The 13,808-nt window shown below is 70.1% G+C and carries 14 protein-coding genes; all 14 read left to right on the plus strand.

Annotation, left to right across the window (positions count from 1 at the left end):
* The first annotated feature begins 19 nt into the window (after positions 1-19).
* The 14 genes from ACSSVZ_RS04585 to ACSSVZ_RS04650 all read left to right on the plus strand — a co-directional run bounded on the left by ACSSVZ_RS04585 (position 20) and on the right by ACSSVZ_RS04650 (position 13,748).
* Positions 20-646, plus strand: coding sequence for a pentapeptide repeat-containing protein (locus ACSSVZ_RS04585; RefSeq protein ID WP_453968562.1), 627 nt, complete (start codon positions 20-22; stop codon positions 644-646).
* 46 nt (positions 647-692) lie between these two features.
* Positions 693-1,472, plus strand: coding sequence for an ABC transporter ATP-binding protein (locus ACSSVZ_RS04590; protein WP_453968563.1), 780 nt, complete (start codon positions 693-695; stop codon positions 1,470-1,472).
* A 28-nt stretch (positions 1,473-1,500) separates the two neighbouring features.
* Positions 1,501-2,493: an ABC transporter substrate-binding protein gene (locus ACSSVZ_RS04595; protein ID WP_453968564.1), complete on the plus strand. Its 993-nt coding sequence runs from the start codon at positions 1,501-1,503 to the stop codon at positions 2,491-2,493.
* Positions 2,494-2,564: 71 nt separating this feature from the next.
* Positions 2,565-3,365 carry an ABC transporter permease gene (locus ACSSVZ_RS04600; protein ID WP_453968565.1) on the plus strand — a complete coding sequence of 267 codons (801 nt, stop codon included), beginning with the start codon at positions 2,565-2,567 and terminating at the stop codon, positions 3,363-3,365.
* A 167-nt stretch (positions 3,366-3,532) separates the two neighbouring features.
* Complete coding sequence (locus ACSSVZ_RS04605) at positions 3,533-4,399, plus strand: alpha/beta fold hydrolase (RefSeq protein ID WP_453968566.1); 867 nt, start codon at positions 3,533-3,535, stop codon at positions 4,397-4,399.
* A gap of 81 nt (positions 4,400-4,480) precedes the next feature.
* Positions 4,481-5,395, plus strand: coding sequence for a VOC family protein (locus ACSSVZ_RS04610; protein WP_453968567.1), 915 nt, complete (start codon positions 4,481-4,483; stop codon positions 5,393-5,395).
* 4 nt (positions 5,396-5,399) lie between these two features.
* Entirely contained in the window at positions 5,400-6,191 is a 792-nt protein-coding gene (locus ACSSVZ_RS04615; RefSeq protein ID WP_453968568.1) for an SDR family oxidoreductase, read from the plus strand.
* On the plus strand, positions 6,157-7,863 hold the full coding sequence (locus ACSSVZ_RS04620; RefSeq protein WP_453968569.1) for a thiamine pyrophosphate-binding protein: 1,707 nt from the start codon (positions 6,157-6,159) through the stop codon (positions 7,861-7,863). The genes ACSSVZ_RS04615 and ACSSVZ_RS04620 overlap by 35 nt, the downstream gene beginning before the upstream one ends.
* A gap of 8 nt (positions 7,864-7,871) precedes the next feature.
* The gene (locus ACSSVZ_RS04625; RefSeq protein ID WP_453968570.1) at positions 7,872-8,699 is read left to right on the plus strand and encodes an aspartate dehydrogenase; all 828 of its coding nucleotides are present in this window, start codon (positions 7,872-7,874) and stop codon (positions 8,697-8,699) included.
* A 9-nt stretch (positions 8,700-8,708) separates the two neighbouring features.
* Complete coding sequence (locus ACSSVZ_RS04630; protein ID WP_453968571.1) at positions 8,709-10,202, plus strand: aldehyde dehydrogenase; 1,494 nt, start codon at positions 8,709-8,711, stop codon at positions 10,200-10,202.
* Positions 10,203-10,308: 106 nt separating this feature from the next.
* On the plus strand, positions 10,309-11,061 hold the full coding sequence (locus tag ACSSVZ_RS04635) for an SDR family oxidoreductase (protein WP_453968572.1): 753 nt from the start codon (positions 10,309-10,311) through the stop codon (positions 11,059-11,061).
* A gap of 32 nt (positions 11,062-11,093) precedes the next feature.
* Complete coding sequence (locus ACSSVZ_RS04640; protein ID WP_453968574.1) at positions 11,094-12,365, plus strand: FAD-dependent oxidoreductase; 1,272 nt, start codon at positions 11,094-11,096, stop codon at positions 12,363-12,365.
* Between the two features lie 2 nt (positions 12,366-12,367).
* Positions 12,368-12,838, plus strand: coding sequence for a flavodoxin domain-containing protein (locus ACSSVZ_RS04645; protein WP_453968575.1), 471 nt, complete (start codon positions 12,368-12,370; stop codon positions 12,836-12,838).
* 121 nt (positions 12,839-12,959) lie between these two features.
* Entirely contained in the window at positions 12,960-13,748 is a 789-nt protein-coding gene (locus ACSSVZ_RS04650) for an IclR family transcriptional regulator (protein ID WP_453968576.1), read from the plus strand.
* The last annotated feature ends 60 nt before the right edge of the window (positions 13,749-13,808 follow it).

Raw genomic sequence — 13,808 nt, forward strand, 5'->3', positions numbered from 1 at the left:
GGAGCCGATGCACGTTCCGATGACGCTCGCAGCCCCCGACGGCCTCATCGACCTCCTGCGCGCCCCCTTCGTGGCGGGTGCGGCGCAGGACCTGACCGGCCGCATCGTCGAGGAGCCGCTGTCGCTCGCCGGGCTGGACGTGACCAGCGTCGACTTCACCGGCGCGGTGTTCCGCGCCCCGGTGGATGCCAGCGGCGCGCGCTTCCAGGGACTGGCCTGGTTCCGCAACTGCACGTTCGAGGCGGGGGCGGACTTTTCCGGGGCGGAGTTCTGGCACGACGCGCGCTTCGACGGCGGCCGCTTCGGCCGGGATGCGAGCTTCTCCCGGTCGGAGTTCCGCGGCACCTTCGTGCTCGACCGGGCGGTCTTCGAGCAGGCGGCGTTCCTAGACCGGATCCAGGTGCTGAGCAACCTGTCGATGGACCGCACGACGCTGACCGGGCCGGCCTCGCTGGAAGGCGCCGAGATCATGGGCGGCTTCTGGTGCAACGCGACCCGCTTCAAGGGGCGCTGCAACGCCGCCGGCATGGAGGTGCACGGACGCACCTGGCTGCGCGGCACCAGCGTCGCCGACGGCCCCGCCAGCGGCGACGGCCTGACCGGACTGATCGGACAGATTCACACCTACGGCTACCTGTGGACCTGATGCCCGCACCACGCCTCCCCTTGGCCTCCAACCCCAACGGTTCGCGATGACATCAAGCCTCGAGCTCAGAGACATCACCAAGGTCTTCCCGGACCGCAAGTCCGGGCACCAGGTCACCGCGGTGACCGGCATGTCGTTCTCCGTGAAGCCCGGCGAGCTGGTCGCGGTCGTGGGCCCTTCGGGCTGCGGCAAGAGCACCATCCTCAACATGGTGTCCGGCCTGTACGGCCCGACCGAGGGCCAGGTGCTGATCAACGACGAGCCGGTGCGCTCGACCCGCTCCGACGTCGGCTTCATGCTGCAGAAGGACCTGCTGCTGCCCTGGCGCAACATCGTCTCCAACGTCGAGTTCGGCCTGGAGGAGAAGCCGATGACGCGCAATGAGCGGCGCGAGCGTGCGCTGTCGGAGCTGGAACGGGTGCGGCTCGCCGACTTCGCCTTCCACTATCCCCATCAGCTTTCCGGCGGCATGCGCCAGCGCGCGGCGCTGGCCCGCACTTTGGCGATCGATCCGGAGATCGTGCTCCTCGACGAGCCGTTCTCGGCACTCGACGCGCAGACCAAGGTGGTGCTGCAGAAGAGCTTCTCGGCGACCATCGCGGAGACCGGCGTCACCTGCCTGCTGATCACCCACGACCTGCAGGAGGCCGTCATCATGTCGGACCGGGTGGTGGTGCTGTCGGGCCGGCCCGGCACCGTGGTCGACGAGTTCCCGATCGAACTGCCGCATCGCGACGACCCGATGGCCCGCTCGATGGAGAGCGGCACGCGCGACTACGTCAAACGCCTGTTCGATACCCTGCACTTGGAAGATCAAGCCGCGTGAAGCGGCCCCCAGAGGAAGGACGACTGACATGACATTCGAACGCTTTGCCCGGACCATGCGGCGGGCCGTCACCGTCGCCGCCGTGTCCGCCATGATGACCGGCGGCGCCATGGCCGCCGAGAAGATGGTCTACCTGTTCCCGGCCCCCGACTTCCTGCCGGCGTTCACGCCGTTCCAGGTGGCCAAGGCGAAGGGCTACTACGACGCGGCCGGCCTCGACGTCGACTTCCGCATCGGCAAGGGCGGCGCCGACGTCGCCAAGCAGGTCGCGGTGGGCAACGCCGACCTCGGCGGCGGCATCGGCGACACGCCGATCATCGTGCGCGCCAACGGCCTGCCGGTGAAGGGCGTGGCGCTGCTGGGCGGCAAGGCGCTGACCCAGATCGTCATCCGCACGGACGCCGGCGCCACCGACATGGCGTCGCTGAAGGGCAAGAAGATCGGCGTCATGGCCTTCCAGGACACCACCTACTACAACCTGCTGGCGGCGCTGCAGTCGGCCGGCCTGTCCAAGGAAGACGTCGACATCCAGGCCGTCGGCCCGGCCGGCATGGTCCAGCTGATGATCTCCGGCGACCTCGACGCGATCTCCGGCACGCCCGACTGGGCCGCCTCGATCGAAGGCGCCGGCGTCGACCTGACCATCCTGCCGATCAACGACATGTTCCCGGCGATGGCCCAGGCGATCCTGTCGTCCGACGACACCATCAAGAACAAGCCGGAGCTGGTGCGCGGCTTCGTGCAGGCGACCCTGCACGGCCTGCGCGACGTGATGGAGGATCCGGAAGGCTCCGCCAAGCTGCTGGCCGAGAAGGTCCCGCAGTTCTCCGGCAAGGAAGCGTTCCTCACCGAAGTGATGAAGCGCTACACCGACCTCGTCTATTCGGTCGACGACATGAAGGACCTGGGCAAGTTCGATCCGGAGCGGGTGAAGGCGGTCGAGGACTTCTACCTCCAGGCCGGCATCATCAGCACCGCGCCGCCGCTCGACGACCTCTACACCAACGAGTTCGTCGATTGACCGACCACGCCACAACCGATGCAGCGCGCGCCCCCGGCTTCGGGGGCGCGTCCGGAAACGGAAGGTTCCAGATGGCCAACCTCCTGCGCCGCGCCGTTCCGCGGTCGTCCACGGCCGGGCCCGAGCTCGCCATCATGATCGCCGTCGGCATCGCGGTCATCGCCGCGTGGGAGTATCTCCCGCCGCTGTTCGACGTTCCGAAATACATCATTCCGACCTTCTCGGAATGCGTGAACGAGTTCTTCCGCATGGTACGGCAGGAAGAGCTCGGCAAAAATTTCCTCTCGACGACGGTGACGTCGATCATCGGCTTCGTGCTCGGCAGCGCGCTGGGCGCGGCGTTCGGCTACCTGCTCGGCCTGTCGAAGCTGTGGGAGCGGGTGCTGTCGCCGTACATCCTGGCGCTGCAGATCGCGCCGAAGGTGGCGTTCGCGCCGCTGTTCATCATGTGGTTCGGTTACAACGCGCTGCCGAAGCTGCTGGTGACCGTGCTGATCGTGTTCTTCCCGATCCTGGTCAACGTGCTGCAGTCGATGAAGACGGTCGACCGCGACCTGATCAACCTGGCGCGCGTCTACAACATGTCGCGGCTGAAGATCTTCTGGAAGATCGAGTTCCCGTCGTCGATGCCGTCGCTGTTCGCCGGGCTGCGCATCGGTGCGACGCTGGCCGTGATCGGCGTGACCGTCGGCGAACTGGTCGGCGGCAACACCGGCCTCGGCTTCCTGATCACCTACGGCGAAGGCCAGGCGAACACCGCCATGGTGTTCAACGCGATCGGGCTGCTGACGGTGATCGGCATCTTCCTCTACTTCGCGGTGGCCGGCATCGAGAAGCGGGTGCTCCACTATCTGGAGCGCGACGACGGCTGAGACAGGGCCGCGGCCCCCTCGGCCGCGGCGGCATCTGCGGCTTCAACAGGGACGGCCGACGCCTGGCACCGCGTTGACAGGATGGCCCAGCGAGCGTAATGTTGATTTTGAACACTATGTTCATTAATGAACATTCTTTCCGGATGTCGAGCGAGGATCCCCTGGCCATGGGCGAGCACAACGCGAAGACGGCTGTTCCGGGCGTGGCGCTGGCGACGTCGGCGGGGATCTCGTTCCTGCGCCGGTCGGCGGCGGGCGAGGCGGTGGTGTTCCTGCACGGCATCGGCTCGCGCGGCGCGTCCTTCCTGCCGGTGGTTCCGCACCTGCACGCCGACCTCGACCTGATCTTCTGGAACGCGCCCGGCTACGATGCCTCCGCCCCTCTCGCCGAGGAATGGCCCACCGAGGAGGCCTACGCGACCGCCCTGCTCCGCCTGTTCGACGCCCTCGGGCTCGACCGGGTGCTGCTGGTCGGCCACTCGCTGGGCACGCTGATCGCGGCGCGCTTCGCCATGCGCCACGGCGACCGGCTGAGCGGACTGGTGCTGTCGGAATGCGCCGCCGGCTACGGCGTCCGCGTCGGCGGGACGCTGCCCGAGAAGAGCCAGGCGCGCATCGATGCGCTGGAGACGCTGGGCGGGCCGGAATTCGCGCGGACCCGGGCGGCGCGGCTGGTCCACGACCCGGAAGGGCGGCCCGACGCGGTCGCGGCCGTCGAGGCGGCGATGGGCGCCGTCACGATGCCCGGTTACGGCCAGGCAGTGCGGATGCTGTCGTCCGGACGGCTGACCGAGAGCCTGGCGCACGTCAAGATTCCCACGACCTTCGTCTGGGCCGAGGGCGACGTCGTGACCCCGGAGGCGCAGACGCTGGCGGCGATCGAGGCGCGCTCGGCCAACGGTGCGGACGATGTCGACTATCGGCGGATCGCCGACGCCGGACACGCGGTCTATCTGGAGCAGCCGGAAGCGTTCGCGGCGGTCATCGCGACCGCCATCGCCGCGGCGCGGGGCCGGACCCAGCACGTGAACTGAGATCGCTGTCCGATGGACCGGGTGAACCCACCCGGTCGGAAAGCGCTCTGGCGCCGGGCGCGCACGACACAGGAGGTGACGATGACTGAGCCATTGAGAGCCGGACACCTGCGCGGCATCATGATGCGCGCGCCGGGAATGACCGCCACGGTCGATTTCTACGTCGACTCCTGGGGCCTGTCGCTCGCCAAGCGCGGCGACGGCGTCGCCTACATGGCCGGAACCGGGCCCGAGCCGTTCCTCTACGGCCTGAAGGACGGCGACACCTTCGGCATCGAGTACATCCACTTCGGCATGCCGGACCGGGCGGCGATGGATGCCTTCTACCTGCAGGCCGTCGAGCGCGGCGCCACCGCGCTGGCCGCCCCCGCCCCGTTCGAGGACGCGATCGGCGGCTACGGCTTCGAGATCCTGGACCCGGACTGCCGCCGGCTGCGCTTCACCACCGAGCTGGAGATGAAGGCGTCGGAGGATCAGTTCGCCCTGCCGCGCAAGGTGTCCCACGTGGTGCTCAACACCCCCGACATGGACGGCGTGCGCGACTGGTACTGCGACGTCATGGGCTTCCGGGTCAGCGACTATTCGGCCGACCAGATGGTGTTCCTGCGCTGCAGCGTCGACCATCACTCGATCGCCCTGGTGCGCGCGCCCTACGCCAGCGTCAACCACGTCGCCTTCGAGATGCCGGATCTCGATTCCTTCATGCGCGGCATCGGCCGGATGAAGCAGAAGGGCCAGGTGCCGAGCTGGGGCCCCGGCCGCCACGGCCCGGGCAACAACCCGTTCGCCTATTTCGTGTCGCCGTCGGGATTCGTGATCGAGTTCACCTCCGAGCTGCAGCAGATCGACGAGGCCACCCACGAGGCCAAGGTGTGGTCGCGCAGCGATCCGGACTCCATGGACCGCTGGATGACCGCCGGACCGCCGACGCCGGCCCAGCGCGCCGTGATGATGGGACGTCCCGATCCGGGCTTCCGGTCGCTGAAGCAGGGCTGACGGCATGGATCTCGGCCTCAACGGCAAGACCGCCGTGGTCACCGGCGGCAGCTCGGGCATCGGGCTCGCCACCGTGCGGCTGCTGCTGGAGGAAGGCTGCAACGTCGCCTTCTGCGCGCGCGGCGCGGAGCGGCTGGAGGCGGCGAAGGCCAACCTGGCCGCCGGCTTCGGCGAGGGACGGATCCTGGCCGAGGCGGTGTCGGTGCTCGATCCGGAGGCGTTCGGCGGCTTCGCCGACCGGGTGCTGGAGCGCTTCGGCGGCGTCGACATCCTGATCAACAACGCCGGCCAGGGCCGCACCTCGACCTTCGCGTCGACCACCGACGAGGCGTGGCGCGAGGAGCTGGAGCTGAAGTATTTCAGCCAGATCCACCCCATCCGCGCCTTCACCGCGGCGCTGAAGCAAAGCGGCCACGGCGCCATCGTGGCGGTCAACTCGCTGCTCGCCCACCAGCCCGAGCCGCACATGGTCTGCACCTCGTCGGCGCGGGCCGGCATCCAGAACCTCCTGAAGTCGCTCAGCGTCGAGCTCGCTCCGGAGATCCGGGTGAACTCGATCCTCGTCGGCCTCGTCGATTCCAACCAGTGGCAGCGCCGCTTCGAGGGCCGGGACGACACGTCCCAGACCCGCGAGGCGTGGTTCGCCGATCTCGCCACCAAGAAGAACATCCCGCTCGGCCGGCTCGGCCAGGCGCAGGAGGCAGCGCGCGCGCTCGCCTTCCTCGCCTCGCCCGCCGCCTCGTACATCACAGGAGCACACCTTGAGATCTCAGGCGGCATCTCGCGTTTCGTTTGACGAGCCGGCGCTCGACACCCTTCCGGACACCGTCGGCGGCCAGATCGCGCGGGCGCTCGCCGAGATGGGCGTCACCACGGTGTTCGGGGTCATCTCGATCCACAACATGCCGATCCTCGACGGCATCGCCGAGCAGGGGCTGATCCGCTTCGTGCCGGCGCGCGGCGAGGCCGGCGCCATGAACATGGCGGATGCCTACGCGCGGGTGGCCGGCGGGCTGGGCGTGGTGCTGACCTCCACCGGCACGGCGGCCGGGAATGCGGCCGGCGGCCAGGCGGAAGCGCTGACGGCGGGCTCGCCGATCCTGCACATCACGACGCAGGTCGACCTGTCCCACGCCGACCGCGACCGCGCGCCGATCCACGACGTGCCGAAGCAGCCGGAGATGCTGAAGGGCATCTCCAAGGCCTATTTCCGCATCTGGGACGCCGCCTCGGTGATCGGCACCCTGTCGGCCGCCTGCTCCGCGGCGCTGAGCGCGCCAACCGGGCCGGTGAGCCTGGAGGTGCCGGTGGACGTGCAGCGGATGGCGCCGGTGACGACCGCGCGGGCCTATCCGCCGGTGATCGTGCGGCCGCTCGCCTCCGACGCGGCGCTGGACGAACTCGCCGCGCGGGTGAAGGCGGCCCGGCGGCCGCTTCTGTGGCTCGGCGGCGGCGCCCGCGGCGCGGCGGCAGAGGCCACCGAGCTGGTCGCCCGCGGCTTCGGCGCGGTGACCAGCACCACCGGCCGCGGCGTCGTTCCGGAAGACAACGCCGCCAGCCTCGGCGCCTTCAACATGACGCGCGAGGCGGAGGAGATCTACGCCAGCTCCGACCTGATGATCGTCGTCGGATCGCGGCTGCGCGGCAACGAGACCCGCGACAACAAGCTGCCGCTGCCGCGCCAGCTCGTCCAGATCGACGCCGACGCGGAACGCTGCGGCAAGAACTACCCCGTCGCGCAGTTCCTGCACGGCGACGCCGCCGACACGCTCCAGCGGCTGCTTGAGCGGCTGCCGGCGAAGCTCGACACCGACCCGACGATGCCGCACGACATCGCCTCGGCGCGAGCCCGGTCGGAAGGCGCGCTGCGCGAGCGCCTCGGCCCCTACCAGATCGTCGCCGACCACCTGCTCGGCCGGGTGCAGGCCGGCCGCCACCCGTGGGTGCGCGACGTGACCATCTCCAACTCGACCTTCGGCAACCGCTACGTGACCGTGGCCGCCCCCAACCTCGGCGTCCACGCCGCCGGCGGCGGCATCGGCCAGGGCATCGCCATGGGCATCGGCGCGGCCCTCGCCTCGCCCGACGCCAAGGCGGTGACGCTGCTCGGCGACGGCGGCGCGATGCTGGGCATGGCCGAGCTGATCACCGCCGTCGACGAGGGCGCCAACCTGGTCTACCTGCTGATGAACGATGCGGCCTACGGCGTCATCCAGAACATCCAGGACGCCCAGTATGGCGGCCGCCGGCACTATTCGGCGCTGAAGACCCCGAACTTCGCCAAGCTGTGCGACGCCATCGACATGCCGCACATGCGCGTCGACAGCATCGAGGCGTTCCCCGACGCCTTCGACGCGGCGATGAAGGTCGCGGGGCCGGTGGTGCTGGAAGTCGACATGGTGGCCATCGGCCCGTTCGCCGAGGCGTTTGCCGGCCCGCCGGCGGGTGCCGCCGGAAAGGCGGGTTGAGGGTGGCCATGCATCGTCTCGGCATCATCGGCTACGGCAACATCGCCGCCGCCCTGCTCGACGTGCTCGCCGGCGACGGACGGGCGCGCTTCGAGGCGGTGGCGATCCTGGCGCAGGCGGGCGCCTCGGCCGCGGCCGAGGCGGCGTTGCGCGCCAAGGCCGCCGTGCTGGCCGACGAGGTCAGCTTCCACGACACCGTCGAGGGCTTTCTCGCCGCCCGCCCGGACCTGACCGTCGAGTGCGCGGTGCATCAGGTGGTGCGCGAGGTGGTGCCGCAGGTGCTGCGCGCCGGCTGCGAGACGGTCATCGTCTCCATCGGCGCGCTGGCCGACGACGCGACGGCCAAAGCGATCGCCGATGCGGCGGCCACCGGCAAGTGCCGGGCGGTGCTGATCCCCGGCGCGATCGGCGGCATCGACGCGCTGGCCGCGGCGAAGATCGCCGGCATCGAGGAGGTGATCTACACCGGCCGCAAGCCGCCCGAAGCCTGGCGCGGGACCCCGGCCGAGACCCTCGTCGACCTGGACGGGCTGACGTCGGAGACCGTGTTCTTCACCGGCAACGCCCGCACGGCGGCGACCGACTATCCGAAGAACGCCAACGTGGCGGCGACGCTGGCGCTGGCCGGCATCGGCTTCGAGCGGACCAAGGTGCGGCTGATCGCCGATCCCGCCGTCACCGGCAACATCCACGAATACGAGGTGCGCTCGGCCTCGGTGAACTTCACGATCCGGCTCGAGGGCAAGGCGTCGCCGGACAATCCGAAGACGTCGGTCTCGACCGTCTTCAGCGTGGCGCGCGAGGTCATCAACCGCGTCGTGCCGGTCGCGATTTGAGGAATGACGATGGCTGACGCGACCTACGACCTGCCCGACGGACGCCTGTTCGTCGGCGGCAAATGGGAGACCGGATCCGGCGCGGAGATCGTCTCGACCTTCTCCCACGACGGCTCGCTGAACCGCCGGCTGGCCGGTGCCTCCCGGGACGACGGCGAGCGCGCCATCGCGCGTGCCAAGGCCGCCCAGGCCGACCCGGCGTGGCGCGACCTGCTGCCCCACGAGCGGGCGCGCTATCTGACGCGGATCGCCGACGGCATCGAGAAGAACGTCGACCGGATCTCGTTCGTGCAGACCCGCGACACCGGCAAGACGCGCGGCGAGACCACCGCGCTCGCCATGTCGGCGGCCGGCACCTTCCGCTATTTCGCCGCCGTGCTGGAGACCGCCGACGAGGACCTGACCACCCGGCGCGGTGCCTACCTGACCATGTCGGTGCACGAGCCGATCGGCCTCGTCGGCGCGATCACGCCGTGGAACTCGCCGATCGCGTCGGATGCCCAGAAGGTCGCCCCGGCGCTCGCCGCCGGCAACGCCGTGCTGCTGAAGCCGTCGAGCTGGTCGCCGCTGGTGTCGCTGGAACTGGCGCGCATCGTGGAAGAAGCGGGCCTGCCGGAAGGCCTGTTCTCGGTGCTGCCCGGCTCCGGCCGCGAGATCGGCAACCTGCTGGTGGAGCACCCGGCGATCGGCCGCATCTCGTTCACCGGCGGCACCGACACGGGCCGCCGCATCGGCGAGCAGGCCGGCCGCAAGCTGATGCCGATCTCGCTGGAGCTCGGCGGCAAGTCGCCGACCATCGTGTTCTCCGACGCCGACATCGATCAGGCGGTGGCCGGCGTGCTGTTCGGCATCTTCTCGTCGAGCGGCCAGTCGTGCATCGCCGGCTCCCGGCTGTTCGTGGAGCGCAGCATCTACGACGGCTTCGTGGAGCGGCTGGTGGAAGCCACCGAGAAGCTCGTGGTGGGCTCGCCCTTCGACCCGGCGACCCAGGTGGCGCCGCTCGTCGGCTTCGAACACCGCGAGGCGGTGGAGGCCTACATCTCGCTCGCCCGCGCGGAAGGCGGGACGATCCTCACCGGCGGCGAGCGGCCGACGGGTGCGGACTATGACGCCGGCGCCTATCTGAAGCCGACGATCATCGCCGGGCTGACCAACCAGAGCCGCACCTGCCGGGAGGAAATCTTCGGGCCGGTGCTGGTGGTGCTGCCGTTCGACGACGAGGCCGACGTGATCGCCCAGTCGAACGACAACGACTACGGGCTCGCCTGCGGCATCTGGACGAAGGACTTCCCCCGTGCCTGGCGGCTGGCGCGCGCCATCAACGCCGGCACGGTGTGGATCAATACCTACAAGCAGTTCTCGATCTCGACGCCGTTCGGCGGCGACGACGCGAGCGGCATCGGGCGCGAGAAGGGCCGGCAGGGCCTGCGCGCCTACCAGCGCCAGAAGGCGGTCTATCACGGCCTCGGCAACGAGCCCCTGCCCTGGGCGAGGATCGCCTGACCATGGTGGCAGACAGCGCACTGGAGCGGGATGAGGAAAAGTGGAAACCGGTTTTCCGCCCGCATCCCGCTCCGGAAACCAAGAATCTGACGGAAGCGGAGCACGCATGATCCTGGAAGGACGCATCGTCGTGGTGACCGGCGCGGGCGGCGGGCTCGGCCGCGCGATCTCGCTCGACTGCGCGCGCAAGGGCGCGACGCTGATCCTCGCCGACCTCGACGAGGCGCGCTGCGCCCAAACGGCCGACGCGATCGCCACGGAGGGCCATTCCTGCGAGGTGCATGCGCTGGATCTCGGCGACCCGGCCTCCATCGAGCGCTTCGCCGAAACGCTTGCCGGCGCCCGCGACCACATCCACGGCCTCGTCAACAACGGCGCCATCGCCACCGGCATCGGCGGCGTCGGCTTCCGCGACGTGACCATCGACACCTGGGACGCGGTGATGCGGGTGAACGTGCGCGGCACCTGGCTGATGACCCGGGCGCTGACGCCGCTGCTGGCGGCCTCCGGCAGCGGCCGGGTGGTCAACCTCGCCTCCGACACGGCGCTGTGGGGCGCCCCGAACCTGATGCCCTACACCGCCAGCAAGGGGGCGGTGATCGCCATGACCCGCTCCATGGCGCGCGAACTCGGCCCGGACCGCATCGGCGTGACCGTGGTGGCGCCGGGGATCCTGACCACCCAATCGACGGAGTACGTGCCGGAGCACCGCCACAAGCTCTACCAGGACGGCCGCGCCGTGCCGGGGCCGCAGTCGGCCGAGGACGTGACGGGCACGATCTCGTTCCTGCTGTCGAGCGAGGCACTGACGCTGACCGGCCAGACGCTGCCGGTGAACAACGGGTTCGTGTTCAACTGAGCCGGCCCGGCCGAGACGAAAGGAAACCGATCGTGAGCCTGCAGATCGCCATCGTCGGCGCCGGACCGTCCGGGTGCTATCTCGCCCAGGCACTGGGCAAGCTGCGCGACGATCTCACGATCGACCTGATCGACCGGCTGCCGGTGCCGTACGGGCTGGTGCGCTACGGCGTGGCGCCGGACCACCAGGGCACCAAGGCGGTGGTGCGCCAGTTCGCGCGGCTGTTCGAACGCGAGGGCGTCGGCTTCGTCGGCAACCTCCGGATCGGCGATCCGGAGCACGGCGCCGACCTGACGCTGGCGGAACTGCGCGAGCTCTACGACGTGGTGGTGCTGGCGACGGGGCTCTCCGCCGACCGCAAGCTGGGCATTCCCGGCGAGGAGCTCGACGGCGTCCACCGCGCCGGCCCCCTCACCCGCCACTGGAACGACCATCCCGACGATGCCGGCAGCGTGCCGGCGCTGGGGGAAAAGGTGGTGATCGTCGGCAACGGCAACGTCGCCATCGACATCCTGCGCATCCTGGCCAAGCAGGCGGACGAGTTCCACGGCTCCGACTTCGCCGACCATCACATGGACCGGCTGGCCGAAAGCCGCATCCGCGCCATCGACATCGTCGGGCGTTCGCCGGCGGCGCATGCCAAGTTCGACCCGGTGATGATCCGCGAACTGGGCAGGCTGGCCGGCGTGCGGATTGTCGTCGTGGACCTGGACGCGCCGGCCGAGGGCGAGGACAAGCGTCTGGCCGCGCTGCGCGAGATCGACGGTCACGGCGCGGCGGACGCGGCGAAGACGGTGACCTTCCGGTTCGGCTGGGTGCCGGAGCGCGCCACCGGCGCCGACGGGCGGGTGCGCGCGGCGCATTTCCACAAGGTGGGCGGCGGCGGCGAGCTGGTGCTCGCCTGCGACAGCCTGATCACCGCCATCGGCTTCGCCGACGACCGCGCCATGGACCGCGACGGGCTGATCGCGCGGGCCGCCGACCCGGACGCCGGCGCCATCGAACCGGGCCTCTACCTCGCCGGCTGGTTCAAGCGCGGGCCGCGCGGGACGATCCCGGAGAACCGCGCCGATGCCCAGGCGCTCGCCAAGCGCATCGCCGCCGACCTGGAAGCAATGCCGCCGGCCGGCGGCAAGCCGGGTGCGACCGCGTTGCGCGCGCGTTTCGACACCGTCACCGACTATGAAGGCTGGCTGCGCATCGACGCCGCCGAGACGGCCGGCACGCCCGAAGGCCGCGCCCGGCGCAAGCTGGCGCGGGTCGAGGACATGCTCGCGGCCGCCAAGAGACAACTGGAGACCTGACGATGGACATCACCATCCTCTACGGCACCGAGACCGGCAACGCGGAGATGCTCTCCGAGGACATCCAGTCGCATCTGGAGGCGAGCCACGACGTGGAGCTGTCGAACCTGTCGGACTTCGACCCGGCGTCGTTCGACGCAGGCCGTTTCTACATCGTCGTCTGCTCGACTTACGGCGACGGCGAGCTACCGGCCTCCGCCCAGCCGTTCGCCGAGGCGATGGAGGCCGCCAAGCCGGACCTCTCCGGCATCCGCTTCGCCGTGTTCGGCATGGGCGACAGCGAATACGCCGACACCTTCAACCACGGCGGCAAGCGCATGGAGGAGCTGCTCGCCGCCCATGGCGCGACCAAGGTGGGCGAGCGCATCACCCACGACGCCTCCGGACCGGACCTGGCCGAGGACCTGGCCATGGACTGGGCCGACGCGCGCATCGCCGAGGCGGAGGCGCTGTTCGCGGGCTCCGACGCCTGAGGCAACCGGCGTTCACCCGGCCGCGGCCCGGACACCTTCGCGGCCCCGCACCTCTCCCCACTTTTCCCGGACCTGCGGGACCGCTACACCTCGGGGCTGGTGACGGCGCAAGAGGGGATCGATGGAGCAAGAGAAGGTGACCGCCTACGAAGTGCCGCCGGTGCGCCGCGCCATCGCCGTGCTGAAGTACATCGGCGCCGGCAACACCTGCGCCAACATCTCCAAGTCCGCTAAGGAACTCGGCATCAACCGGACCACGCTGATCCGGCTCCTGCACACGTTGCGGGAGGAGCGGATGATCGAGGAGCGCGACGAGAACACCGGCTTCCGGCTGGGGCTCGGGCTGATCGGCCTGGCAACCGAATCCATGAACGGCCGCGACGTGATCCAGATCGGTCGGCCGCGCCTGGCAGCGCTTGCCGAAAAGACCGGCCTGTCGGCCCATCTGGGCGTGCTCGACGGCCACGACGTGGTCTACCTGGTGCGGGAATCGCCGAACGCGCAGCTGGTGTCGAACGTGCGCCAGGGCACCCGCCTGCCCGCCCACGCGACGACCATGGGCCGCATCCTGCTCGCCCACCTGCCCGAGGCGGAGGTGCGCGCGCTCTACGAGGGCGAACCGATGCCCGGCTTTTCCGACAAGACGGCGACCAGCTTCGACGCGCTGACGGCGCAGATCGCCGCCGACCGGGCCGCCGGCATCGCCTGGAGCGCGGCGAACTTCGAGGAGGGCATCGGCTCGTGCGCCTGCGCGGTGTTCGACCACCGCGGCCGGCCGGTGGCGGCGATCAACGTGTCGGGGCCGGACCGCATCTTCCGGCAGGGAGACGAGGCCCGCGAGCGCATCGGCGACGCCGTCAAGGCGACGGCGCGCGACATCTCCGAACGGCTGGGCCACGCGCCCGACTGAGCGGGCGCACGCCGGCGGAAAGCCGCTGGAATCGAGAGCGGCCGCGCCCCGGTTCACGAG

The organism is Amorphus sp. MBR-141 (assembly GCF_053628695.1).